The organism is Polyangium sp. 6x1, from assembly GCF_029946515.1.
Classification (GTDB): Bacteria; Myxococcota_A; Polyangia; order Polyangiales; family Polyangiaceae; genus Polyangium.
Genome location: NZ_JARZHH010000072.1, coordinates 13,435 through 39,062 on the forward strand (window position 1 = coordinate 13,435; position 25,628 = coordinate 39,062).

Consider the following 25,628-nt stretch of genomic DNA (forward strand, 5'->3'; position numbering starts at 1 on the left):
AATCGTCTACCCTCTGGCCTTCCTCGGCAGGCGCGGGAAGAGCGCCGGCACGCGGTTCATGTGATCGGCATAGCCGGGCCTGCGCGCGACCGATCGTTTGTCCATCAACGGAATGCTGACGAACACGAAAAGGCAGTTGATCCAGGCGGGCCCGATGAAGGGATAACGGATGCCTGGATCCGAGGCGAGGGCGAACAGGAAAAGCCCCCACCAGAACGTGATCTCGCCGAGGTAATTCGGGTGGCGGCAATACGCCCACACGCCCGTATCGAGGATCTTCCCCGGCACGTCGTTCTGGAGCCGGAATGCGCGCAGCTCCGCGTCGGCGCGCGTCTCCAGGGCAATCGCGCCGGCCGTCACCACGAACCCCGCCGCGTCGAGCCACGAGAGCGGCGCCGTCCCCGCGGCGAGGGCCGGGAAGAGGGACAAACAGCCGAGGAACACGCAAACCGTCGGCATGAAATGGAGGCCGAGGAAGCTCACGAGCCAGTACGCGCGCCCCATCGAGCGGCGCAGATCCACGTACCGAAAATCCTCGTGGCCGAGCCCCTGCCAGCCGCGCGCCCAGTTCCACGTGAGCCGCGCGCCCCACGCGAGCACGAGCGCCGTGACCAGGATCCGCCGCGAAAGAGGCGCGCCCGCGGCCTCCGGCGACATCGCGATCGCCGGCGCGATCACCATGGGCGCGACGCTCCAGTACGGATCGTACAAGCTCGAATTGTTGCAAAGCACGCTCGCCACGAAGACCACGGCCGTCGCCGCCGCGTCCGCCGCGGCGAACGCGACGATCGACGAATGGCCCGGCGCGACCGCGCGATACACGAGCCATCCCACGACAGTGCCCGCGACATAGGCGAGCGCCACGATCCCGAAATCCCGGGCACGATTCCCGGTGTTGCTCATGTCGCCTCCTCCGGCAAACCCGACCAGCTCCGATCATCTTTGGGCCCGCGCGCCGGGACCACGTCCACGACGAACCCCGTGAGGTGCGCCATGCCGGAGACCCGTTCGAGCCGCTCGGGCCCGCCTCCCGCGAGCAAATTGACGTTCACGCCCCGCGTCTTTTTCGCGACGGAGAGGCCCGCCGCGTGTTGATGACCCCAGCCGTGCGGCAAGGCCACGGTCCCCGGCATGAGGTCGGCGAGCAGCCGCACGGGCACGCGCACCGTGGCCACGTCCGTCGAGACATCCGCGAGATCGCCGTCCGCGAGGCCCATTCGCTTCGCGTCCTCGGGGTGCACGTAAAGGTGGTTCGTCCCGCCGTCCGGCTCGGCGAAGTCTTCGAGGTTGTGGGTCCACGAGTTGTGCGTCGTGACCCGCCGCCGCGTGACGAGCTTCAGCTTGCCCGCGCGCGCGATCTCCTCCTCGTAATCGGATTCGAGCTTCTTCGCGGCGGAGAGCAAGACGTCCGGCGCGAGGTTCACCTTGCCATCCTTCGTGACCACGCGTTTGCCGAGGAAATCGCCTCCGCGGTGCGGCGGGCGGAGGCGCCCGTGCGTCTGCTCCGCGAGGCGGCCGAACGTCCCGTTCCCCGTCGCGAGCAGCATTGCGGAGAGCAAGAGCTCCTGCGGGACCGAGCGGGGTTCGTCCGGATGGAACCATTGCCGCGCCGACGTGAAGAGCTCCAGCGCGCGCTGGGCGATGGACGAGCCGAAGATCGGTTTGCCCGCGGCGCGGCAGAGGTCGAGGTAGATCGTGGCCTCGTCGCGCTGCTCGCCGTCCTGCTTCACGACGGGCCGGGTCGCCTGGAGGTAGGGCCGGCGCTGGAGGCCCAGGAGGAGCGGGAAAATGAAGGGCAGATCGGCCCGCTCGAGCGGCGAGGTCGCCGGCAGGACCCAGTGCGCGAGCGAGCCCGTCTCGTTCACGAAAAGATCGAGCGTGACGAGCAGATCGAGCTTTTCGAATGCGCGCCGGAGCCGCCCGGCCGCGGGCATCGTGATGAGCGGGTTTCCCCCGGTCACGAAGAGCGCGCGGATCTTGCCAGGCCCGTCCGTGAGGATCTCGTCGGCGAGCAGGCCGCCCGGGAATGCGTCGTTCACGGAGCGAAAATCGCCGACGCGGGATCGATCGTCGCGGAGGAGCGTGCCCGTGCGCCGGCCGAACGCGGCGAAATCGAAGATCCCGCGGCCGACGAGCGTCCCGCCCTCGCGATCGAGGTTGCCCGAGGCGGCGTTGATGCACTCGGAGAGCCAGAACGCGAGCGAGCCATTCCGGCCCATGTTCACGCCGGTCGATACGTAGATCGCCGCGCTCCCCGCGTCCCGATACGCGCGGACCATCGCGCGGAGGACGTCCGGCGCGATCCCCGTGACGCGCGCCGTGCGCTCCGGCGTCCAGGGCTCCGCGACGGCGAGGACCTCGTCGAGCCCTTTCATGAAGCGCGCCGCGCGCGCGCGATCGATGCCGCCCACGGCCGCGAGTTCGCGCAAAAACGAGAGGAAAAACCACACGTCCGTGTCGGGCCGGATGAAGACGTGCTCCCCCGCGACCTTGGCGCTTTCGGTGCGGCGCGGATCGACGACGAAGAGCTTCCCGCCGCGCGCCTCGATGTCCTTGAGCGCCCGCGCCGGATTCGGCACCTGGAGGAAGCTCCATTTCGACACGACCGGATTCGCCCCCACGACGATCAGGCACCGCGTCCGATCGAGATCGGGAAACGAAAGCGTGAACGGGAAGCCGTACATCTCGCGCGAAACCGCGAATTTGTTGCTGCAGTCTTGCGTCGCCGAGGCGTACATGCTGCGCGAGCCGAGCCCTTGCATGAAGCCCTGCGCGAAGACGGGGTGCAGCACGGAGAAACCCGCGGCGGTGCCGACGTACATGGCGATGGAGTCGGGGCCGTGCTCGTCGTGGATCCTGCGCACGCGCGCGCCGATGTCGGCGAGGGCCGCGTCCCAGGAGGCGGGCTCGAAGCGCTCGCCGCGGCGCGCGAGCGGGCTCCGGACGCGGTCGGGCGAGGCGTACATGCGGTGCTGCTTGAGGCCCTTGGGGCAAGCAAAGCCCTCGGTGGCGACGTGCCGCGCGTCGGGCCGGAGCGCGACGACACGCCCGCCCTCGACGTCGGCCTCGAGGCCGCAAAGGGCCTCACAGATGCGGCAGAAAGTGTGGTGGGTTTGGGTCATGAATCATCGAAAGCGACAAACGGGCTGAGCTGCTCCTGATACCAGCTAGTTTCTAAATCATCGAGTTCCTTGTGTCGCGTCACAATAAAGCTTGCCACGTCGCCGTCCTGGAGATATCCGGTGGTGACGGCTGGTATGGCGTGCTTTGTCAGCAGCAACTGATCGGCCTCCGTGAGAGGGCCGCTGGACATGCAGGCTTCTACGATGCGCTTACGCTCGGACGAGGCATTGGCGCTCGAGACGAGTATCCGGTTCGCCGGCGAGAACAGGAGGTACTCATCTACTCCGTCTGGAGGTCCGAACAGTGGAGCCATTGCCTTTGCGCCCTCGTCTGCAAGCAGTTGATGCCCATCGGGAAAGCGGGCCGCGAGCCGCAGTGCGAGCAGTCTGCATCGTGGCAGGCGGAAGTCGAAGCGAGTGGGTAGCGACATCGGTATCATCCAGAAGGCCGGAGGCTTCCTAGTGTTGTCTTCAAGGTAGTCGAGCGCCTCCAGCAGTCGCGGGAGCTTTCCTAGCGCCCCGGCGTATGCAATCAGCCAGTACCACGCGCGCAACAGGCTGGGATCGAGCAATTTGGCTGCAATTCGACCGCGTCGGTGTGCCTCGGCAATGGCCACGACGTGGAGCGGATAGGGAATCACCCTCGATGACAGATGGTTGCATTCGTCCCTGAGGAATCGAACCGCATCGACAAGCGACACAAGCGCATCCTCAAGCGCCGAGGGGTTCCCTCGCAAAGCGCGACTCACGCCGTCCACATCGCGGTCGAATACATCAAACCCGAGCGCTGCCTTGCACGTTTGCAGGACGACGTTGTCATCGAGCTCCCCGTACCCCAGCGGAGCGAGATTCTCCTCCTTCCAATCCGCGATCCGATCGTTTAAGTCGAACGTGTCGCTCCACGTGAGCGCGGCGATCATGTGCACCTCGCTCATTACTGTACCCTGACTATTGATCCGCTGGAATGTTTTCGTAATGTGATCGAGGTCGTTCGTTGCGACGGGTAGTACCGGGATCTTGTACGAACTGAACGCCGTCACGATGATGTCCGTGCGTCGCACGAGTTCCTTCTCGTCGGGGTGGCCCCCGAAGCTGCGTTGGAATGGCAAGAGGCTCAGGAAGTCGAGCACGTAGCGAAGCGGTAACCACATCGGCTTCGCAGGCTCATCGCGTGGTGCAAAGAGGAAGTCGTCGGTCTCGACATCAAAGTACGCGATCCGCTCCGGCAACTCCTCGTCGCTCGCGGGCACGTGGAGCGCCCCGAACAGCGTGGCGAGGCGTTGATGACCATCGATGATGTACGACCGGACTGGACTGGATGAAGCTTTGAGCAAATACGGACCAAGATTGGCATGCGACCGCACGTCCGTGAGGTTCGTCCGCCAGACCATGACGCTTCCGATCGGCGTACCCATGCGGATGCTGCGGAAGAGCTCGAGCTGTTGCTCCTCCGTCCAGAGGAACGGACGCTGGAACCGCGGCAGCTGGAGGTGTCCGTCCCCGATCTCGCGTACAAGCTGGTACAGGAACTGGATCTGCGGTTCGCTCTGGTACGCGGGCGGGCGGACGGTCATAGGTACTCCCGGATGGACCTTACGATCTGAAGGGCTTCCTCTTCTTGTTTGTCTGCGACGAGCCAGCGGTTGGGGATATGGATCGGGGTCCCCTTGAGGAGCTCGCCAATCTTTACAGCTCGCTTGTTGAAGCCATGCGCAAGAGATCTATCGGTTGGCTCTGGGAGCCCCTTGTATAGCTCGCCCACTTTGCGCGCGTGGTCGGGATCCTTCTTGTCCTGAGCGAAGCCACTTTTCATGTTGTAGTGATACCTCTGCTCATCGCTTAGCGAGGCGAATGCCTCGTACAGCTCCCTGCGATGCTCGTCGTCCTCGCTCCACTTGTCGAGCACGGGAAGGGGAAGGTAATTCTCGATCGAGCGCCGGCTCAAGACGTGGATCGGAACGCCGAGCTTCTCGCAGAGGCTCGACAACTCGCTAGCAAGCGCCCCGAGCCTCTCGCGGTAGCAGTTCCCGAGCGGATCCCTCCACGTGCGTCTCGCGTCGCTGTCGGACAAGACCCACAAGCGCAACAGCTCTTCGCGTGTGCGTCGTTCATCTTGCAGCCACATCCTGTTCTCGGTGCCTCCCCTCGAACGCAGTTCAACGACCGTCTCCTTCTCCAGCGCTCCGAGATCGAAGCCATCGGCGAGCCGGGTGAGCGTTCGGAGGAAATGGGCGTCAGTTCGCTCATTTTCGAGCAAAATTACGAGGGGACGTCGAAGGAAGTCGAGCGCGGTGGCGACGGGCACCTTCATCTCCACCCATGATGCGGTGTCAACGTACGCGACCCGAAGGGTATGCGCCCGTCGCCGCCGCGTCTCTCTCTTGAGCCCCCGGTCAAGGGCTCTCTCGCACATCTGGCGCGTGCGCAGCCCTTCGGATTCAAGCCAGGCCACAAAGCGCGGATCTTTGCGAGGTTCTACTTCGATCGTGTGGTGGCCCCGCAGGCCGATGCGGAACAAGGTAAGGAGGTCGCCGTGGTGCGCGTGGTCTAGATCTCCACGAAAGACGTTGGCCTCAACGATCACCCTCATGTGCCGTTACGCTCCCGTAACTCCAAAAGCAGACGCGCCAGGTCGAGATCTTCCTCGAACACGCCGTCCGGGAATCCTTCTGGGTAACCTTCATTGTCGAACGTGATTCGCTGAACGCGGCTCGATCCGTCTTCGCCCTGCTTCACCCAGTAGACGAGCACGTCGTCCGGCGAAATTTCGCGCTTGACGATCTGAAGCTGCACGCCGAGCAGGAAGTTCTCCGAGTGCGTCTCGACGAGCATGCGTGGTCGTTTGGTTGCGGCCACATCGCAGAGGTACTTGGCCAGCGGCGCATGCACCGCGGGGTGCAGGTGAAGCTCCGGTTGTTCAATGGCGAGGATCGGCCGTGACTGCTCATGGCTGTGCCGTGCCATCGCGGCAGCAACCAGTACAGGAAGCACTTGGGCCATGCCTTCTCCTGTGTCGGCTATATTGACCGTTCGATTGTTACTCGCTGTTAACGGATTGAGAGTTAGAGCAAAGCGCGCGTCGGACAGTTGAATGGCGTCGACCTTGCGATTGAACTGTTCTTCATACCAGCGAGAAACATCGCTAAGTAAAGAGCCACTAACCAGTTTGTCGTGTGCCAATAGTTCGCCGACCCCGACGCCATCTGGGCCGATTCGCGATCTCGCACCACCCCTGTAACGCGTGAAGCGCTGCGGGCAGCGGCGCAAAGAGCCGATCCATTGGACCTCAATGCCCAGCATGATGAGTTCGACAGCGAGCGCACGGAGCGACTCGTCGATGCCCGCGTGCCTCGGGTCACCTGGCATCGTGCTCAGGTGGTAGGGCGTCAGCTTCGTAAAATACGGCTTCAACTCACCCGTAGGCTGGCCGTTACGAAGGCATGTGTAGAGCGACGGGCTAACTAAGTCGAACGCGTATGTTTCAAGTTTTCCCCCAGTCTCGATCTGGACCCGAGTGATGACCGGCTGGTATGTCCCTGGAGGTTCAGTGATATGGTACTCTGCTCGCAGACCGTCATGAAAAGTAAAGCCAAACTTGAGTGTATTGCTCCCCCCGAACTTTGAAACTAGATCTTCAAAGTTACAGTCGCGCGCAGCCTCACTCGATAAGTCAAGCGGGGTCTGTATATCGGATCTAGTAGAATCCGCAATCAGCGCCAGCGCCCGGATGAGTGCGCTCTTACCCGCATTGTTGTACCCGAAGAGCAATGTCAGCGGTCGGAGCTCGATCGTCGTCTCGTCCGTAAACGCCCGGTAATTTTCGACGGCGAAGGATGTCAACATCGGCGGTGCCCCAGCTTAGGCGTGGCACACGACAAAGGCCACACGTTCGGGGTGTTGGTCCAGGACGCACGTGCGTACGCAGCTACACCAGCGCTGCGTCCGCACGTTCGTCCCGTCAGATCTCGAAATCGGCCGGATACTCGTCGTCCCCGGGCTGGCTGCCCGCGGCGATGACGCGGGTCTCCGGGGGTTTGACGGCGACGCGCGAGCGCTTCGGGATTCCCCGCGTCAGGAAGACCGAGCCGCCGACGACGCTGCCTTGCCCCACCACGGTCTGGCCGCCGAGCACCGTCGCGTTCGCGTAGAGCGTGACAGCGTCTTCAACCGTCGGGTGGCGCTTCGTGTTGCGAATGACGCGGCCTCGCTCGTCCTTCGGGTGCGACATCGCGCCGAGCGTCACGCCCTGGTAGACCTTCACGTGGCCGCCGATGTGGCTCGTCTCGCCGATGACGACGCCCGTCGCGTGATCGATGAAGAAGCTCTCGCCCACGCTCGCGCCGGGGTGGATGTCCGCGCCGCTGCGAGAATGGGCCCACTCGCTCATGATGCGCGGCATGAGAGGCACGCCGAGCACGTAGAGCTCGTGCGCCACGCGGTGCACCGTGATCGCGAGCAGGCCCGGGTACGAGAGGATCACCTCGTCGAGGCTGCCCGCCGCGGGATCCCCGTCGTACGCCGCTTGCACGTCGAGCAGCAGCGTGTCGCGGATCTCCGGCAGGCGGCTGAGCAGCCGACACGCGATGTGCCGGCCGTACTCGGCGCAGCCGCCGGACTCCTTGTTCTCCGCGGCGTCGCGCTCCGCCTCGCCGGCCCAGCAGAGGCATTTCTCGATTTGCGTCGCGAGCTTCTCGCGCAGCGTCGAGACGAGCGTGACGACGTGGTAGCGAAGGTTGCCCTCCGTCAGGTCCTGACGCCCGTAATACCCGGGGTAGAAGACCTGGAAGAGCAGCTCGATGATCTCGAAGATCTCCTCGCGGGAGGGCAGAAATTTTTTGCCGATGTAGTGGCCGCGCCGATCGCGGTCGTAGCTCGCGATCAGCCCGTCCACCACTTTGCCGAGGCCGTTTTCCGGATCGCCCATCGTAGTCAAGCTCGGGGGCTCTGCTCGGCGAGCCGAGCTCGTCCCCGAACCCCCTCTTTCACGTGGCTGTCGCCTTTTCCACGGCCTCGAACATGCCCTCGAACAGCGCGGTCGAGAGATATCGCTCGCCCGCGTCCGGCAGCACGGTCACGATCGTCTTGCCCTCGAACGCGGGATCATGCGCGAGCCGGAGCGCCGCGACCACCGCCGCCCCGCACGAGATGCCCGCGAGGATGCCCTCCTCGCGCGCGAGCCGCCGCGCCATCGCGATCGACTCGTCGTTCGTCACGGTCTCCACCCGATCCACGAGCGACAGATCGAGGTTTCGCGGGACGAACCCCGCGCCGAGCCCCTGGATCTTGTGCGGCGCGGGCTTCACCTCCTGGCCGGCGAGCGTCTGCGAGATGACCGGCGAATGCACGGGCTCGACGGCGACCGTCAGGATCTTCTTGCCCTTCGTTTGCTTGATGAACCGCGAGACGCCCGTGAGCGTGCCGCCCGTGCCCACGCCGCTGACGAAGACGTCGACCTCGCCGTCGGTGTCGTCCCAGATCTCGGGGCCCGTGGTTTGCTCGTGGATGGCGGGGTTCGCCGGGTTCTCGAACTGCTTCATCAGCACGTACTTGTCAGGCTGGGTCGCGGCGAGCTCCTCGGCGCGGGCGATGGCGCCCTTCATGCCGAGCGGGCCGGGCGTCAGGATGATCTGCGCGCCGAGCGCGACCAGCACCTTGCGCCGCTCCATGCTCATCGTCTCGGGCATCGTCAGCACGCAGGTGTAACCCCGCGCCGCCGCGGCGAACGCGAGCGCGATGCCGGTGTTGCCGCTCGTGGCCTCGACGATCGACATGCCCGGACGGAGGGCGCCGCGCTGCTCGGCGTCCCACACCATCGCGGCGCCGATGCGGCATTTGACCGAGTAGGCGGGGTTTCGGCCTTCGACCTTGGCCAGCACGGTCGCGCGCGCGCCCGCCGCGAGGCGGTTGATCTTGACGAGCGGCGTGCGCCCGATGCTGCGTGAGTTGTCTTCGTAGATACGCGCCATGGGGCGCGGACTCTACCACGCCCGCCGCGATCCGGGGGCTCTCTCGGCACGAACGGTACGAAGGAAGCGGACGCGTGCCCCCTTTGCTTGACGCCCGGAGGCTCCCGCCGTACGGCCCATAACCGAGAAAACCCATGAACAAGATAGGCCTGCTCGTCCCGGTCGTCGCGCTCGTCCTCGCCGCCTGCGGAAAATCCTCGGATCCCGCGCCCTCGCCGGCAAGCTCGGCCGCGCCCGCGGCGGCGCCTTCGGCCGCGCCCCCGCCCGCGGCGGGCGCCGCAGCTCCGCCCGTGGACACGAGCGCGTATTCGATCGTGCTCGAAGCGCCGGACTCGTTCGGGATCACGCCCATGAAGGGCGGCGCGGTCTTGCACGTCTCGGAGATCTACCTCCCGCTCGGCGAGGGGCCGCTCGTGCAGGATCCGGCGTTCATGAAGGGCCTCAAGAAGGGCGAGCCCTCCTACTGCGTCGGCGGCGAATGGCCGAAGTCGGCCTGGATCATGGCCTCCGGGCCCGAGGGCGAGACCAAGCTCTACAAATGGTTCGATTCCCTCGGCGGTCGCTGGGAGCCGCAGACGATCCTCCGCGAAAAGGAGGACGTGCTCGACGTCGGGGTGATCGGCGAGAGCGTCGTCGCGGCCATCAAAATGCCCTCGAACGACATCCGGTTTGCCCTCGTCGGCGGAAAGGGCGGCGTGATTCCTGCGCCGTCCCCGTCGACGAAGGCCGCGGCAAAGGCTGAAGGCGGCGAGGGGGGTGCGGGCGAAACGCCGCCCGAAGACGACACGAGCTGCAAGGTGAAGATGGCCCCCGGGCCGACGTACAAGCTCGACGGCACGCCGACGGGCGAGGCCTTTGCCGCGGGCTTCGAATGCCAGGACGCAGGCGGAAAAGGCGCGGCGGTGGTCGAGCGCTGGGAGCCGAAGAAGGCGCGCGGCACCGTGGAGCCGCTCCCCGCGCCGTCGGGCGAGCTTTCGATCACCGATGTCGTGGCCCTGTCTGCGACGGACGCCTGGGTGTACGGAAACGCGGGCAGCGCGCCGTACCTCGCGCACTGGGACGGCAAGGCGTGGGCGCTCGAAAAAGCCCCATCCGAGAAGAAGATCCACGACCTCGCCGCGGTCGAGGGCGTGCTCTACGCGTCCTTCGAGAATGGTTTGTACACCAAGAAAACCGGCGGCGCGTGGGAGGCCGTGGCGCTGCCGAAGAAGCTCGAAGGTTTCGAGCCCGTGGTGGTGTACGCGCGCACGACGAGCGACGTGTGGGTCGCCGGCAGAGCAGGCGGCAAATGGTACTTGCTCCGTTCGGCGAAGGTGGACAACCCCGTGACGATGCCCTCCGACAAGGAGGCCGGGGACACGATCCGCTCGAACTTCCGGTACCCCGCGACGCCGCTTTGCGCAAAACCCTACGCCCACCTCTTCTCGATCGGCCCGAGCGCGACACCGATCCCGAAGGAATTCCCCGCGGTGAAAAAATCGTTCGAGGGCAAAAAGTTCGACGGGGCAAAGCTCGTGGTAGAGGACGACGGGCGCAGCCTCTTCGTCGGCGCAAAGGCCACGAACCTCGAGCAGGCCGAGGCAATCGTCAAGGCATTCGCCGAGGCAAACCCGAAGATGACGCTGCGCGTGTTCTGCCACGATCCGCAGGTCAAAAAGGACGTCGACTGGCCCTGAGTGCGCCTCGCTGGGGCTTTGCCCCAGGCCCCAGGAGGGGGCTGTCCGCCCCCTCCACCCCGGACCAGCGCAAGCGCTGGACTCGTGGTCGATGAACTGCGCGATGCGCAGTTCATCGAACGGCCGGGTCAAGACCAGCGACGATCCTGCCAACCACGACAGCAGCGCTGACGTCTCGACTGGCGAGGCGGTACCACCGGCCTGTGGGACGAACTGCGCATCGCGCAGTTCGTCCCCGAATGGTCCAGGGCTGGCCCTGCAAAGACGGGGCGGACAGCTTAGAAAACTTTCCCCGCATCGACTGCGCTTCGCGCAGTCGATGCCCAGAGGTCCAGGGCTGGCCCTGGTTCGGGTCGAGGGGCGAACAGCCCCCGCGGGGCCCGGGGCAGAGCCCCGGCGCGACGCCTCATGCCCTAGCGTCCGCCCCTCAGGCAGCCGCAGCCGCATTCGTCGGAGAAGTGCCTCGACCCTGGCTCGCAGCGGAACAGCATGACTGCGCAACGGGACGGATCCCGGGAGACGTAGCGTCGCCACGGGTTCGCGCAGCGGGCGTTCGTCGGTCGTCCTCCCACGCACACGCCGATGCAATCTGCGCCGCCTCGGTCTGGATCGCAATCGTCTCCTGGCAGATCGATGCATCGCATGAAGCCGGGACACCGGAGCCCTGCGAATCCGCCGCAACGCGGGAGCCTCGCGAAATCCTGGTCGGAGAGCGCGTCGTCCGCGGCCGCGAGGTCTGCTTCGTCGTCTGCGGCCGTGAGGGGGAGGCCCGCATCGAGATCGTCGGTCGGCGATTCGCTACCCACGCAGGCGCTCCCCATGATCGCGGCGCCGAACGCGAGACCGAGCAGCGCCAATCCTTTGGTCCACATACGGTACCTCCTTTTCGTATTCCGTAGGGAGGGCGCGCGTGGAGACGAGCGATTCCCCCCATTTCCGTGATCGAGCACGCCGCGTACCGCGGCTGCTTGCGTGCATTCGGCGCCCGGGTGTTCAGGATCGGCACAGCGCGAGCGCGGCGCGCTTGGCAAATCGGGCGAAATGGGAGAGCCATTCGAAGATGCTTCCATTGACACGGCATTCCGTCACCCAAGGAAACGATCGAGGTGGACCATGAGAAAGCACATGGGTGGGACGATGCTTGCCTGCATGATCGGAGCGGCGTGTGCGCTCGCGGGGGTGTCGGCGCACGCCGAGGCGCGTGAGGAAACCAGGGCGGCGCGAGGCTCCCTCGTCGCCGAGCCGACCTTGTGCGCGCGCTGCATGCGCGGGTGTTTGCGCGGCGATTATCGATGGTGGATGTTCAACTGCGAGTCGCTCTGCGCGGTGCTCCTGTGTCGGCCCGAGCACCGGGTCGGCGCCGACGACGCGGTGACGCGGCGCTCGGTTCAGCCCTGATGCGGGCCTTTTCCGAGGAGGGGCGCCGTGCTCCTGAACGCGGCATTTCCCTGGAAGCACGTGACGGACGACCCGTTCGGGCCTTGCGGATGATAACGCGACACGGTCACGGGCGCCTCGCGCACCGTGGAGCCCTCGGGCGTCCCTATGTACGCCGTGAGCGCGTGGGTCACGTCGTCGGCGAGCAGGCGGCTCGATAGAACCTGGAAATTGGCGCTCCACGAGCCGTCTTCGGCGAGGTGGCACCATCCCTCGGCGATCGAGAGCGGGGCAATGACGCCACACACTGCGTCCGGCGGGGCTCGCAGCTCGCATGCCCGGTCCTCCGGCGTGATCTCCATGCAGGGTTTGCCGTCGAGGAAAAGCTCGATGCGATCGGGGCCCTCGCCGCCGGGAATCGAGGCGGGCGCGTCGAAGCGGACGCCGAGGCTCGTGAAGCAGAAGTCGCCCCCCACCTCCGGGTCGCGCGCCGCCTCGGCCTGGGAGCCGGACGACACGAGCAGGGTGAGGGCAGCGGCGAATCGCGTTCCATGTCCGTACATGTCCCCTCGGCATACCAATTTCCATGCCGGTTCCGTCCGAAAGCCCCCGCGCTCTCCTTCCGTTTGACAGGCAGGCGCCCCGGCGCTTTCATCCCGCGGCTGGAACACGACGATGCCTGATCCCGCCCCGCAGCTCCTCCCGTACGACCAGATCAAACAGCAGCTCGACGCGGGCGCCGTCGCGTGCCTCGCGTCCGCGAGCCCGGAGCTCGTCAACGCGCAGTTGCCCGCGATCTCCTACAAGAAGTCCACGATCACGGTCGAGCTCTCGTTCCAGAGCCTGCCCAAGGAGGCGTTTTTCCCCATCGTCGACGTGCTCGCGCAGTACTTTCGGTACTTCTCGGAGTTCCGCCGGGGCTATTTCGGGGTCATCGTCCTCGCCGATCATCACAGCCCTTTCGAGCGCCGGATGGCCGACCGGCGCAAACCGGCCGAGGGGCCCGAGCTCCCGCCGGCGATGAAGGTGAGCTTCCGGTTCGATCCCAAGGGGCACGGCACGGTCGTCTTTGAAAAAGAGGCGCTCCTCCTGCAAGAGGAGGTGAATTGCATCCTCGACGTCTTGCGTCGGTATGCCTTCCACGCGGGCGATGCGGGCGGCGCGAGCGCGCCCAAGCAGAAGCTCGCCGAGCTCGGCGCCGTGGTCTTCGAGGCGAGCCCCGCGTTCTCGGAGGATCGCATCGCCGGCTACGAGCGCACGAAGCGCGAGGTGCGCGAGACCATCGTCTTGCCGCTGCTCCACCCCGAGATCTTCATGGCGGTCGGCGAAATGGCCCGCACGCGGCCGGGCGCGAGCGTGCCGCGCGCCGTCCTCTTCGAGGGGCCGCCGGGCACGGGCAAGACCACGATGGCGCGCGTCATCGCGAGCCAGAGCGGGATCCCGCTCGTCTACGTGCCCGTCGAGTCGATCATGAGCAAATGGTTCGGCGAATCGGAGAGGCGGCTCGATCAGATCTTCGATCGGGCGGGCGCGCTTTCGCGCAGCATCGTCTTCCTCGACGAGATCGACGCTTTCGCCGGCTCGCGCGACCGGGCGATGCACGAGGGGACGCGGCGCATCCTCTCGGTGCTGCTGCGCCAGATGCAGGGGCTCGTCGATACGAGCAACGTGGTGGTGGTTGGCGCGACGAACCGCAAGGACGACCTGGATCCGGCGCTCCTCAGCCGGTTCAACCTGTTCGTGCATTTCCCGCTCCCCGACGCGGAGGAGCGGGCGGCCATCCTCGCCTATTATGCGAAACACCTCGGCCCGGAGGAGCTCGCCTCGCTCGCGCAGCAGGCCGCCGGGCGATCGGGGCGTGAGCTCGAGGATGCGTGCGGCGTGGCCGAGCGGATGTGGGCGTCGCAGATCATCGCGACGAACGCGAGCGTGACGCCGCCTCCGGTGGAGACGTACGCCACGGCGTTCCGGTTGAAATTCCGATTGTCGGGGGGAGACGGGGCTACTTGCCCTTCGTGACCTTCGGGCAGGCCGCGAGATCGGATTCTTTGAATTTCTTGCCGTTCTCGATGTCCTTCTTCGTCTCGTCCACGTTGCCCTGCGTCGCGTCCTTGACGGGCGCCCAGGCGGCGTCCTTCGTGGCGAAATCGGTGAGCATCGCGACGGCGCTCTGCTCGAGCTCGAGCTGCTTCTGGAGCGCGCCGATGTAGCCGTCGTCGGCCTGCGTCAGCGCCGCGCAGCCGTTCTGGAGCTGCTCCAGCGTCACGCTGGCCGTGTCCTTCTTGTACTTGTTCACGAGCGCGTCGTACGCCTCGGCCGCCTGCGTGCGCGCGCCCATGGCGATGACACCCGCCGCGAGGCGCTGGTTGCGCGCGAGCTCGTACTGGGCGAACGCGATCGGGGGCGGGGCGCCCTGGAACAGGCCGTCGCGCGCGGAGTTCAGCCACATGAACGTGTAGGGCGCCGTGAGCTCGGTCGACGTCGTCTTCAGCGGGAGCGCGGCGACCTTCGGCTGGAGGCACGTGGCGACCTGCGCCCCGTTCGGGTCCGTCGGGGGCTCGATCGTCACGGCCGGCGCGGCGGTCTGCGTGAGCTTGACCTGGCCCTTGAAGAGGACCGGATCCGCGCTCTTCCACGGCGCATAACAATCGCAGAAGCTGCCCTGCGCGAGCCGGATCGCGCCGGCCACGTCGGAGGCCTCGCTGACGCCCATCTTGACGGAGGGCATCACGCTGGCGAGGTGCTTGTATTGCACTTCGGCCGTCACGCTGTTCGCGGCGGCGGCTTTTTTCTCCCACTCGGGGGCGGTCGCGGTGAACTTGTCGACGGCGGCCTTGATGCATTGCTCGCCGGCGGGCGTGACGTTCTGGCCCGTGATGGCGTGCGCGAGCTTGCCGCCCGAGAGGGTGGTCTTGAGGGCGAGGCTCGTCTCGTCCGCGGGTCCGCGGTTCTTCGGGTCGACGAGGCATTCCATGACGACCGGCCGGGCCGCGACGAGCAGCCCCGTGAGCACCTCGCCGTTGATCTTCTCCGGCAGGGCGGGCGCTTGCTGGAAACAAACGCCGAGATCGACGGGGTTGATGTTCACGATGCGCTGCTGCGTGGAGACCGGGCCCGTCGGGGCCTGGCCTTGACCGGTCTGCGACGCGCCACCACACCCGAGCCCGAGGCCGAGGGCGAGGAGCGGTAGAGCTTTGCGGAGGTGGATCATGACTTCATTCCAGGTGGTTTTACCGGCGTCCTGCCGGCGGGCGCGGAGCTTAGCGGATGGGCTTGGCGGGGCACAAGCGCGGCGGGCACGATCTTCCGGCGGCCGGAGGGCTCGGACGGATCATTTTCGGGGAACCCTCGCGGCGCCTCGCGCGTCTCACGTCTTCGGCCCGGCTGCCGCTGGGTGGATCCGACGGAGGTTCGAGCATGGACGCTTCGGGGCGTGAGGGTAGGGGGCAGGGCGAGGGGCCGGCGGTCGAGGCCCGGAAGGGGCGCGGCAGGGCGCGGGGCGCGCGGCTTGCGCTCTTCCTCGGGGCGGCGTTCTCGGTCGTGGCGGGGCTCGAGTGCAAGCCTTCCCCCCACGCGTCCTCGAAGAAGCAGCCGGAGGCGCCGCTCATCACGGCCGAAGCGCGCCCGCGGTTCCCGAGGAGCCCCCACGCGAACCCGCGCTGGTCCTGGCCGGGCATGGCGCAATTCCAGTCCGCCTATGATCAGGCGGATCGCCAGGCCAAACCCATTCGCCTCGTTTATGGTCGTCTCGTCAAGGACGCGGACGGAGACCACGCGGAGGTGGACGACGTGGTGCTCTCCATCGAGCGCGAGGCCGAGGGCGAGACGCACGAGCTCCAGGTCGAATTCGCGGCGACGGACGAGGCCTACGACCAGGCGCGCCTCTGGAACCGGCACGGATGGAAGCTCGCGACGGGCCCGATGGAGCGGGCCGCGGCGGGCGTGCCGCTCGTATTCGAAAGGGGGTCTTCGCGGGTCCGGATCGAGCCGACGTACGTCTCGTCCGAGGGCCGCATTCCGATGGAGGCGCTCGACGCCTGGTCGTACGTGGCCGCGCTGCTCGCGTCGGATCCGCCGGTGTACGACGCCAACCGCGCCTCGTTCGAGGAGGACGCGGCGGAAAAGATCGCGGCCGCGCGGGCCGCGGGCGACAAGGAAAAGGCGCTCTCGTATTATCGCGTCTGGCGCCCGATGGGTCGCTGCTCGATGGATTCGCGGCCGGCGCAGGTCGCGCGCGAGTATGCGGAGCTCTGTTACGAGATGGGCAAGCTCGGCTGTTTCCTCCAGCTCCAGCTCCGCATCATGGGCGACCAGTTCGCCCGGGTCGCTTATTCGAGTTACGGCGAGGCCTCGCACGCGACGGAGGCCGAGCGGCTCACCGAGACCGGGCTCGACGTGGATACGTTCTTGCTGGGCCTCGCGCTGCGGTTCAGCGGCGTCTCGCGCGAGGGCGAGCTCGGCGGATCCCGGCTCGTGCGGTCGATCAAGGAATCGGGGCGCGCGGCGCCGATCGCCGCGAGGCTCGCGACGTGGGCGAAGGACGCGACGTTCGACGAGTACAGCCGGCTCACGGCGACGCAGATCGTCGCGTTGCTCGAAGAAGACGCGGCGCTCGCCGACGAGGAGGAGCTTTCGGAGATCGCGCGGTTGTGGCTCGCGCGGCATCGCGCGAAGAAGTAGTCTTTCCGGTCATGATCGCGAAACGTCCGGCCTGCGCCCTGCCGTTCGTCCTGCTCCTTGCTGCCTGCTCCGTGGACGGACAAAGTTCGTCGCCGACCGACGGAAGCGCGAGCGGAAGCGGAAGCGGCGGCGGAGGCGGGAGCGGCGGCGGAAGCGTGCCCGAACCGTCCGGTCCGATCCGATATCCGCACGGCCTGCGGCATTCTCCCCTCTCGAAGACCGTCGTCGAGCGATGGAAGGGCATTCTTGCCACGAGCCCCGGGCGCCCGACCGTCTTCGCCAAGGTCGGCGATTCGAATACGGTCAATACCGGGTTTTTGACGTGCTTCGGCGGCAATGACATCCAGTGGGGCGCGAGCGCCGCGCTCGAGCCCACGCGCGCGTTTTTCGGGAAAGACCTCGCCGACGGGGCGAAGACCTCTTTCGAACGGACGACGCTGGCCGCGAAGGTCGGCTGGTCCTCGGGGGCCGTGCTCGCCGGCGATCCCTCGCCGATCGACCAGGAGCTCGCGGCCATCACGCCCGCCTTCGCCGTCGTCCTGCTCGGCACGAACGATACCTATCCGCAAGGCGTCGAGCCCTTTGCCGGAAACCTCCTCGGTGTCGTCGACGCGCTCGCCGCGGCCGGCGTCGTCCCGCTGCTCACCACCTTGCCCCAGCGCGACGATACCGACGAGGCCCGCGCGCTCGTCCCCGAAATGAACGCCGTCGTCCGCGCCGTGGCCCAGGCCCGGCAAGCGCCGCTCATGGACCTCTTCGGCGCCCTCGCCGAGCTCTCCGATTACGGCCTCGTCGGCGACGGCATTCACCTGCAATCGTTCGCCCAGGGCGGCGTGCACGCCTGCTGGTTCGACGCCGCGGGCCTCGGCGAGGGGATGAACCGGCGAAACCTGCTCACGATGGAGGCGCTCGATCGCGTCCGTCGCTTCCTGCTCGAAGGCGAAGCGCCCGAGCCGCGGCCGAAGGACCTCGCGGGCGAGGGGTCGTGGGAGAGTCCCTTCGAGATCGACGCGCTTCCTTTCGTGGACGATCGCGATACCACGGCGAGCAAGACCTCGGTCGCGAACGAGTATGCGTGCAGCCCCGTCGACGAGGGCGGCGCCGAGGTCGTCTATCGGATCAACCTGAAGGAGCCGACGAACCTGCGCATTCGCGTGTTCGACGCCGCGGGCGTCGATATCGACGTGCACTTCATGGACGATCCGGGCGGCGCCGCGGCTTGCGTCGCGCGCGCCGACAAAGTGCTCGACGTGAGCGCGGGCCCGGGGACGTATTGGATCTCGGCGGATACCTACGTGAGCGCGTCCGGGCCTTTGCCCGGGCCCTACCTGCTCACCGTCGTCGCGATCGACTGAACGGGCGAATCCCCGGCCCCATCGGCCACGCTCGTGATACGCTCCGCGGCGATGGCCCTCGTTGCCCACTGGCCCGTTCCCATCACGACCGTCGGACCGTCGAAGGGGGGAACGACCGTATTTCGTCACGCTGGAAAACTGCACGTAACGTGCGTGCTCAAGGCCACGTTCAAGCTCGTCCCCAACGAGCCGATGCAGCCTGTGGCCCCGGAGGACCTGTTCCGCGCCGAGATGCACCACCGGGACAACCCGACGCGCAGCATTCGCGCCACGAGTGACGTCGTGCCGCACCTGCCGCGCGTCGATATCGTGCTTTCCGGGCACGCCTGCGCGCCCGCGGGCACCACCGTGACCCGGCAGGTCGTGCGCCTCGCCGTCTTCCACGGCCGCGCGCTCTTCGACAAGACGCTGCACGTCTACGGCGATCGCAAGGGCGCCGAGATCACGCCCTTCGACAAGATTCCCCTCGTCTACGAGCGCGCGCTCGGCGGCATCGGTTTTCGGCCGAACCCGCACGGCACGGGCAAAGCGCCCGGATCCGCCCCGCCGAACATCGTGTACCCGACGGACGGGAGCCTCGTCGCGGGCTTCGGGCCGATCTCGCGCGCGCTCTCGCAACGCAAATCGCTGCTCGGCTCGCTCTCGCCCGTGGCGCTCGATCAGCCCGCGCCGGAGATCCCGGCCGATTTCGATTGGACCTATTTCCAGGCCGCGCCGCCCGATCAGCAGATCGAATCCCTCGTGGGCAATGAATGGATCGTGCTCGAAGGGCTGCACCCGGAGCACGCGCGAATCTCGTCGCGCCTGCCCACCGCGCGCGGCCTCGTGACGCTCTTCGGCCTTTCCCCGAGCGCACCCGAGGCCGCTCGTACGGTGCCGATGCGGCCCGACATTCTGCGCATCGACGCCGATTCGCTGCGCTGCTCGCTCGTTTGCCGTGTCGTCGTGCCGCTCGACGACGAGCGGGCCCTCGGCTCCTTGCGGATCGCGGGCGGCATCGAGACCGAGGGCCGGCCCCTCGCGCATCTCTTGACGCCGCCGCCCATGCCCGAAAAGAAAGGGCAACCCATGGTCCACACGGTCGACGACCTGGCGACGACCACGGCGCGCAGCGATACGTGGTCGCGCGGCAGCGACGAAGCGACGGTGGTGCTCGAGGATATCGTGCAGGGCCCGCCGAAGGCGATGCCGTTCACGCAGAGGCGCGAGGAAAACCCGATGGAAGGGACGTTTGCCCTCGACGGGGACGCGTCGGTGCACGCGCAGCAAAAGCCCGCCATTCCGTTCGCGGAGGGGCGCAAGGCCGCCGCGCCCGCGACCTCCGGCGCTCCCATTCCGGGCGCGCCCTGGTCGGGTATTCGCGCCGAGGCCGCACCGATGCCGATCGTCGAGGAAGCGACGCGTGCCCTCTCGTTCGCGGCGGACCTCGCCCATCTCGATTTGTCGGAGGCCGCCGCCGAGCCGCCGCCCCCGCCGCCGAGCGCGCGCGCGCCGAGCCCCGAGCCGGCCGCGCCCAAAGCGCCGCAGGCCGCGGCAGCTCCACCGCCCGTGCCGCGCCCCGCGCGGACCGATCCGTGGGCGGAGTCCCCAAAGGAGCCGAAGGTCGAGATCCCGAAGCCGCCGCCGCCGCGGATCCCGCCGAAGCCGGCGGTCAACAAGTCGCTCTACGGCGGCTTTGGTCCGCCCAAAAAGAAGAGTTAGTCAGGACAGACGGGCGCGGGCCGCGTCGCACGCGGCCGTGATCCACACGGGGCCGCATTCGCCGTCGAGCACGACATCGGGCTCGACGCCGACGCCGTCGATCGTGAGCCCGCCCGGCCCCGTGCAATGCGCGGCCGTGCGATACGCGAACGGATCGTCCTCTCCCAGGACGAGGCGCTGCGCGCTGCCTTTTCCGTGCGTCCGCTGGCCGAGGACGACGGCGCGGCCGTGCGCCTTCAATGCCGCGGCGAGGATCTCCGCGGCCGAGCCCGTCCCGCCGTCGACGAGCACGACGAGGGGCATCGTATACGCGGCCGGCAATCCGGCGCGGTGGACGAGCTCGTCCCCTTCGGCGTCCTCGATCCGGGCAATCTCCGCGCCTTCGTCGAGGAACGTCGCCGTCCACGCGACGACCGCGTCGAGGTCGCCGCCCGGGCAGCCCGCGAGATCGAGGACGAGCGCCCGCGCGCCTTTTGATGCGAGCTCGCGCGCCGCCACGTGAAAGCGGCTCGTGATGTCCGTGGTGACGACCGCGACCCGCACGTATCCGATCCCGTCGTCGAGCATCGTGGCCGTGAGCGGCGCCGTGCCCGCGCGGCCGAGGATGGCGTCGCCGAGGGCCGCGGCGCGCGCGGCCGAGACGCGGTCCGGCGACGCGGCGGCGGGGGAATGTGCGTACGTGTAAAACACGTTCGCGGCGCTCGGGACCACGACCGCGCCGAGCGCGTTGTTCCCGGTGTTGCCCATCGTCGGGCACGTCAAATTGATCGCGGGCATCTTGTCGACGAACACGATCGGATTGCCCATGATGTACTTGCCCGGGCCCTTGACGGTCGGGTGCGCCGTGCCGGCCTCGTCGCCGGAGGTCATGGCGATCATCGACCCGAGGTTCAGCGCGTGGACGCCCGAGACCTTGACGATCGGCGAGAACACCGAGGCCTGCGCGTTCATCGCGATGTTCGGGTACGGAATGGGGACGGGGCCGACCGGGCTCGGCGTGAGGCACACGTCGGGAAACCCGAAATTCATCCCGGCGCCGCGGTTCGATGCAGGCAACATGGCAGAGCGCCTCCTAGCCCAGGTGGACTTCCTTGCCGTTGATGGATACTTTTTCCTCGGTGAGGATCGTCGCGCTCTTCGCCTGTGAATGCATCGAGCCTTCGACGACCGTATGCGTTTGTCCCGCCTGTACACTGAGGAGCTCGGTGACGCGCTGGCGCAGCGTGGTGAACGCGTGGACGACCTCGGAGGCGATCGTGCGGATCTTCTTCGAGGTCACGGAGAGCTCGGGCGAGGCAATCTCGACGCCACGATCCGCGGCGATCCGGAGTGTCCCCCCGGCGCGAAGCTCGGCGTCGGCGGGGAAATGCAGGACCGCCGGGCCTCGCGCGTGCACGACGCCGATGATCCAGTGGCCCTCGGCATTGCCGATGACGAGCACCTCGTCGCCGGGGACGGGCTCGTACGCGTACGCGAGGGCGAGGCGCGCGTGGGCCTTGCCGCCTTTCGGCAGGTCGACCTCGATTTCGGCGGGGCGGACGGACGCGACCGTCGCCGGGCCGAGGTAGATGCCCTTGTCCGCGGTTTCCTCGAAACGCAATCGCGCCACGTTCGACATCGGGGTCTCCTTCACGTTCCTTCGCGCGGCGGGGGCCTGTACGCCTCCGCTTCGAGCCTATCGAGATCGGTGCGGCGGACGCCGAGCAGGTTCGCGCCCACGAAGAGCGCGCCCGAATCCCGCACGTTGTGCAGGTTGGCGTGGGAGAGGTTCGCCGTGGAGAAATCGGCCTCGCGCACGTCGGCGTGGGAGAGGTTCGCGTGGGCGAGCTTCGCGCCGCCGAAGATCGCGCCTTTCGCCTTCGTTCGCACCCAGAGCGTCTCGCGAAGATCGGCGCCGCCGAAATGGGCGAAGCCGGCCTCCGCTCCGGTGAACGTCGCGTGCCGGAGCCGCGCGCCCGTGAAGCGCGCCCCCGCGGCCGCCGCGTCCCCGAAGAACGCGCCTTTCGCTTGCAGCCCCGTGAGATCGGCCGTTTCGAGCCGCGTGCGCACGAAGCAGGCCTGCGTGGCCGTGGCGTTCGTGAGCTTCGCGCCCGAGAGATCGGCGTCCGTGAAATCGGCGTGCGTGAAATCGCAGCCGGCGAGGTTCATGCCGCGGAGGTTCGATTTGAAGAACGAGCAGCGGTGCATGGAGAGGCCGGCGAGGCGCAGGTTCCGGAGATCCATGCCGCCGAAATCGACGGTCTTGAATGTCGTCCGCTCGATCTTCGCGCCTTCGAGGCTCGCGCCGCGGAGGCTCGCGCCCCACAAGAATGCGTGCGAGAGGACCGTCCCCGCGAGGACGGCCCGATCGAGCTGGGTCATCAGGAGCCGCGCGCCTTCGAGGCTCGCGCCGGAGAGGTCGGCCTCGGTGAGCGTCGTCATTTCGAGGTCCTGCCCTGCGAGATTCACGAGCACGAGCTTGGCGCGTTGAAAGATCGTGCGCTTCACATTCGCGCCGGCGAGATTCGCGCCCGTGAGATCGCAGCCCGTGAGGTCCGCCATTTCGAGGTTTGTCCCCGACAGGCGCGCGTCGCGCAGGCAGACGCCGCGCAGCGACGTGAAGAACAGGCTTTTTCCTGCGAGATCGGCGCGATCGGCCTCGCCCTCCTCGGCCGGGAGCACGGCGCCGTCGTCGCGATTCCGATCGAGCTTGCTCAGGATTGCCCGGTCGAGCTGGCATTTGTCGAGGACCTTGGGCAGCGTCGCGCCGCGCAGATCGGCCTCGTGGAGGAGGACCACGTCGAGCGTCGCGCCGTCGAGGTTTGCCCGGACGAGCCGCGCGCGCGAGAGGACGGTCTGCTCCATGCGGATGCCGCGGAGGTTCGCGCCCGTGAGGTTCGCGCCCATCAGCACCGTCTGGTGGAAAACGGCGTTCTCCGCATCGATGCCCGAGAGATCCGCGCCTTCGAGCATGGCCTCCGAAAGATTCGCACCCCAGAGCCGCGCCCGCGCGAGGTTTGCCCGCGGCAGGACGGCGCGGCGCAGGCTCGCCGTCGCGAGGCTCGCGCCCGCGAAGCTCACGCGAAGGCATTTCGCGCCGTCGAGATTCGCCCCTTCGAGGTTCGCGCCTTCGAACGAGGTGTCGAAAAGCTCGGCCTCCGCGAGGCTCGCATTGCGCAGGGAAGCGCCGTCGAGCCGCACACCGCGGAGCTTGGCTTTCGCGAGTTTCGCGGCGCCGAGGTCCTGGCCACGGAGATCCACGCTGTCGAGGGTCACGCCCTCGAAGCTCTCTCCCGATCGGAGGCGCGCGGCGAGCTCGGCCGGGCTCACGCGCCACGCTCCAGGGTGGAGCGCTTCAGGTTCGCCCCGTTGAAATCGGCGTCCTTGCCTTGCGCGGCGGTGAAATTCGCCTCGTAGAGGTTTGCCTTCACGAATTTCGTCCGGCTCACGAGCGCCCTCGAAAAATCGGCTTCGAAGAAGTTGGCTTGCGTCGCGTCCACGTCTTCGAGCTTCGCCTTGTAAAACCGGGCCCCCGGGAGGTTCGCCCGGACGAACGAGGCCGCGGTCGCGGAGACGCGGGTGAAATGGGAGGCCGGAAGATCGGCGTGGGAGAGGTCGGCGTCTTCGAGGTTCGCGCCTTCGAGGAGGACCTTTTCGCCGGTGGCATCCGCGAGCGAGGCGAGCACGAGGTGCGCGTCGTGGAAGCTCGCGCCCGCGATGCGCGCGCCCACGAACCGCGCTTTTCGGCCGCGGACACGCGCGAGCAGCGCGGAGACGAGCGAGGCGCGCTCGAACGAGGCGCCGTCGATCGTGGCCTCGGTGAAATCGGCCCGCTCGAAATCGGCGCGCTCGGCGCGGGCGCCCGTGAGGTTTGTCCGGGTGAACACCGCATAGGGGCCGCTCGCTTGCGCGAGCGTGGCGCCTTCGAGGTCGCCGTCCTCGAAAAAGGCCGTTTCCAGGGACGCGCGGCTGAAATCGGCATGCTTGGCGCGGACGCGGGCGAGGTTCGCGCGCCGGAGGTCCGCGGAGACGAGGCGCGCGCCTTCGAGGTTCGTCTTGAAGAGCACGGCGTCGCGCAGGTTCGCGCCCGAAAGATCGGCGCCGGAGAGGTCAGCGCGCGTGAGGATCGCGCCTTCGAGGTTCGCGCCGCGCAGGTCGAGGCCCCGCAGATCCCGCCCGGTGAGGTCCTGCTCGGAGAGATCCCGCCCCGGCCCGGGTTCGTCCGTCGAAATGGGGCCCGTGGGCGGACGGTAGGCCGGATCGAGCTTTTGCCAGCGCGCATCGTGGGGGACGGCTTCGAGCTCGGCGAGCTTGGCGGAGAGCTCCTCCCGTTTGTCCGCGGGAACGTCCTTGTCCGCGATGGCTTTTTTGACGCGCTCGACCTCTTCGAGCACGCCGCGCATGGTCCGGCGCAGGCCGAGCGGCGGGAGAACGCCCGGTTTCTTGATGACCATGGAGGGCGGCGCGTCGTCGACCGCTTGCGCGGCCTTCGCGAGATCGGCGTCGATGTCCTTGTGCCCCTTTGCCTTTTCCCGCGCCTCGGCGATGTTCTTTCCGACCTCTGCGACCATGGGCGCGCCGAACGCGCCGAGCTTCTGGTCGATCTTCGCCGAAATGGGATCGAGATCCGAGCGCAGGGGAGGCGGCTCGCCGCGCTTCTCGGCCTGCGCGCGGGCGACGACGTCGGCGAATGCGGGGGGCATGGCCGCGGCGAGGTTCACCGGATCCTTCTCGAAGGCGAGGAGGATGTCCCGGTAATGCGTCTCGGGCAGGGGCCGCGTGCCGAGCTGCTCCTGGGCAATGAGCATCGTGCGGACGTCTTCGAGGTCGTGCTCGCGCACCTCGATGACGCCGCGGAACGTCAATTCGAGGACGTTGCGATCGAGGTCGGCGAGCAAGGTGTCGAGCGAGATCGGCACCTCGCGGAAGCGGCCGGCGTCGTCGTGCACGAAGGCGCGGACGCGCGTGCCGGGCAGGCGTGTGCGCAGTGTGGGCTCGGTCGCCGAGAGGTTCTGGAAGAGCAGCTCCTCGTCGCCGCGCAGATACCCGGGGAGCTGCTGATCCGGGGGCGCGGCGTGGAAGTGCGTCCAGTCGAAATCCTCGGCGTAAAACGGCGCGCGTTTTTCCTGCCAGGCCTTTCCGTACTCCTTGCCGATCTTGCCCGCGCGCGCAGGCCAGTACGGGCTCACGGGGCCAAACCCCGCCGGAACCGGGCGATCCCCGCGGCTCCGGACCGGTACGTCGGGGTATTCCACGCTGGGCAATTCGTCGCCGAGGCCCTTGCCGGCGGGGTTGTCCAGAAAACCCGGGCCGCCGAACGCGTTCGCCCAGGTGAGGGGCATTTTCGTGAAGCCGATCGGAGCCGAGGGGACGGCGCCGGGGAGTTTGTCGGACCAGGCCCGCCGCCCGACGACGCGCAAGGTCTTCGACCAGGCGCCGACCGCGAACCGGACGAGGCACTCCGTGAGAGGAATGCCGCCGGCGGCGTGGCAATGGCCCTTGACGAAGACCTCGGCGTTCAGCTTGAAATCGGCGAAGTCGCTGGGAAAGAGGCACTCGCCCGCGCGCTCCTCGTCGCCGTCGGCGAACGTCTCGCCGGAGAGGAAGCGCTGGTCGATCGGCTGCTCGATGACCTTCAGCGCGCCGCCGGGCCCGAGCGCGTACGACGCGCGGACGACGACGGTCATCTCGGGCTGCGGCGGGCGCCGCGACGTGAGCTTCGTGCCGACGAGGAAGGGGGTGAGGTTTTTCGTGAGCATGTCGTCGCCGGAA

General features: G+C 67.6%; 19 protein-coding genes. 6 read left to right on the forward strand and 13 right to left on the reverse strand.

What is annotated here, in order from left to right; genetic code table 11:
- Window positions 1–6 precede the first annotated feature (6 nt).
- The 7 genes from QHF85_RS40980 to cysK all read right to left on the reverse strand — a co-directional run bounded on the left by QHF85_RS40980 (window position 7) and on the right by cysK (window position 9,088).
- The gene (locus QHF85_RS40980; protein WP_281332883.1) at window positions 7–903 is read right to left on the reverse strand and encodes a DUF1295 domain-containing protein; all 897 of its coding nucleotides are present in this window, start codon (window positions 901–903) and stop codon (window positions 7–9) included.
- The gene (locus QHF85_RS40985; RefSeq protein WP_281332884.1) at window positions 900–3,122 is read right to left on the reverse strand and encodes a molybdopterin-dependent oxidoreductase; all 2,223 of its coding nucleotides are present in this window, start codon (window positions 3,120–3,122) and stop codon (window positions 900–902) included. The genes QHF85_RS40980 and QHF85_RS40985 overlap by 4 nt, the downstream gene beginning before the upstream one ends.
- Window positions 3,119–4,696: a DUF262 domain-containing protein gene (locus tag QHF85_RS40990; protein ID WP_281332885.1), complete on the reverse strand. Its 1,578-nt coding sequence runs from the start codon at window positions 4,694–4,696 to the stop codon at window positions 3,119–3,121. Before QHF85_RS40990 ends, QHF85_RS40985 begins: the two co-directional genes overlap by 4 nt.
- Window positions 4,693–5,712, reverse strand: a complete 1,020-nt coding sequence (locus tag QHF85_RS40995; RefSeq protein WP_281332886.1) for a hypothetical protein — start codon at window positions 5,710–5,712, stop codon at window positions 4,693–4,695. Before QHF85_RS40995 ends, QHF85_RS40990 begins: the two co-directional genes overlap by 4 nt.
- Window positions 5,709–6,965 carry an AAA family ATPase gene (locus tag QHF85_RS41000; RefSeq protein WP_281332887.1) on the reverse strand — a complete coding sequence of 419 codons (1,257 nt, stop codon included), beginning with the start codon at window positions 6,963–6,965 and terminating at the stop codon, window positions 5,709–5,711. The genes QHF85_RS40995 and QHF85_RS41000 overlap by 4 nt, the downstream gene beginning before the upstream one ends.
- Before the next feature lie 115 nt (window positions 6,966–7,080).
- A complete protein-coding gene (locus QHF85_RS41005; protein ID WP_281332888.1) occupies window positions 7,081–8,046 on the reverse strand; it encodes a serine acetyltransferase in 966 nt (321 codons plus the stop codon).
- Window positions 8,047–8,104: 58 nt separating this feature from the next.
- Window positions 8,105–9,088 carry a cysteine synthase A gene (gene cysK, locus QHF85_RS41010; RefSeq protein WP_281332889.1) on the reverse strand — a complete coding sequence of 328 codons (984 nt, stop codon included), beginning with the start codon at window positions 9,086–9,088 and terminating at the stop codon, window positions 8,105–8,107.
- 134 nt (window positions 9,089–9,222) lie between these two features.
- Here cysK and QHF85_RS41015 point away from each other — a divergent pair, with 134 nt between their 5' ends.
- Both QHF85_RS41015 and QHF85_RS41020 read left to right on the forward strand, forming a co-directional pair.
- Window positions 9,223–10,764 carry a hypothetical protein gene (locus tag QHF85_RS41015; protein WP_281332890.1) on the forward strand — a complete coding sequence of 514 codons (1,542 nt, stop codon included), beginning with the start codon at window positions 9,223–9,225 and terminating at the stop codon, window positions 10,762–10,764.
- 1,113 nt (window positions 10,765–11,877) lie between these two features.
- Window positions 11,878–12,162, forward strand: coding sequence for a hypothetical protein (locus tag QHF85_RS41020; RefSeq protein ID WP_281332891.1), 285 nt, complete (start codon window positions 11,878–11,880; stop codon window positions 12,160–12,162).
- Here the strand turns inward: QHF85_RS41020 and QHF85_RS41025 are convergent.
- Complete coding sequence (locus tag QHF85_RS41025) at window positions 12,153–12,704, reverse strand: hypothetical protein (RefSeq protein WP_281332892.1); 552 nt, start codon at window positions 12,702–12,704, stop codon at window positions 12,153–12,155. The genes QHF85_RS41020 and QHF85_RS41025 overlap by 10 nt on opposite strands.
- A gap of 112 nt (window positions 12,705–12,816) precedes the next feature.
- Here QHF85_RS41025 and QHF85_RS41030 point away from each other — a divergent pair, with 112 nt between their 5' ends.
- Window positions 12,817–14,160: an ATP-binding protein gene (locus QHF85_RS41030; protein ID WP_281332893.1), complete on the forward strand. Its 1,344-nt coding sequence runs from the start codon at window positions 12,817–12,819 to the stop codon at window positions 14,158–14,160.
- Here QHF85_RS41030 and QHF85_RS41035 read toward each other — a convergent pair.
- A complete protein-coding gene (locus QHF85_RS41035) occupies window positions 14,144–15,352 on the reverse strand; it encodes a hypothetical protein (protein ID WP_281332894.1) in 1,209 nt (402 codons plus the stop codon). The genes QHF85_RS41030 and QHF85_RS41035 overlap by 17 nt on opposite strands.
- 206 nt (window positions 15,353–15,558) lie before the next feature.
- Here QHF85_RS41035 and QHF85_RS41040 point away from each other — a divergent pair, with 206 nt between their 5' ends.
- The 3 genes from QHF85_RS41040 to QHF85_RS41050 are packed head-to-tail and all read left to right on the forward strand — an operon-like array spanning window position 15,559 to window position 19,877.
- On the forward strand, window positions 15,559–16,821 hold the full coding sequence (locus QHF85_RS41040; protein ID WP_281332895.1) for a hypothetical protein: 1,263 nt from the start codon (window positions 15,559–15,561) through the stop codon (window positions 16,819–16,821).
- 11 nt (window positions 16,822–16,832) lie between these two features.
- On the forward strand, window positions 16,833–18,176 hold the full coding sequence (locus QHF85_RS41045; RefSeq protein ID WP_281332896.1) for an SGNH/GDSL hydrolase family protein: 1,344 nt from the start codon (window positions 16,833–16,835) through the stop codon (window positions 18,174–18,176).
- 51 nt (window positions 18,177–18,227) lie between these two features.
- Window positions 18,228–19,877, forward strand: a complete 1,650-nt coding sequence (locus tag QHF85_RS41050) for a DUF2169 domain-containing protein (RefSeq protein WP_281332897.1) — start codon at window positions 18,228–18,230, stop codon at window positions 19,875–19,877.
- On the opposite strand, the gene QHF85_RS41055 is transcribed toward QHF85_RS41050, so the two are convergent.
- From QHF85_RS41055 to QHF85_RS41070, 4 genes are read right to left on the reverse strand one after another with little or no spacing between them, the layout of a single operon-like run.
- Complete coding sequence (locus QHF85_RS41055) at window positions 19,878–20,936, reverse strand: S41 family peptidase (protein ID WP_281332898.1); 1,059 nt, start codon at window positions 20,934–20,936, stop codon at window positions 19,878–19,880. It lies immediately after the preceding gene.
- Between the two features lie 13 nt (window positions 20,937–20,949).
- Entirely contained in the window at window positions 20,950–21,495 is a 546-nt protein-coding gene (locus QHF85_RS41060) for a DUF3540 domain-containing protein (protein WP_281332899.1), read from the reverse strand.
- Window positions 21,496–21,506: 11 nt separating this feature from the next.
- Entirely contained in the window at window positions 21,507–23,186 is a 1,680-nt protein-coding gene (locus tag QHF85_RS41065; protein WP_281332900.1) for a pentapeptide repeat-containing protein, read from the reverse strand.
- Complete coding sequence (locus tag QHF85_RS41070) at window positions 23,183–25,615, reverse strand: DUF2169 domain-containing protein (protein ID WP_281332901.1); 2,433 nt, start codon at window positions 25,613–25,615, stop codon at window positions 23,183–23,185. Before QHF85_RS41070 ends, QHF85_RS41065 begins: the two co-directional genes overlap by 4 nt.
- Window positions 25,616–25,628: the final 13 nt, after the last annotated feature.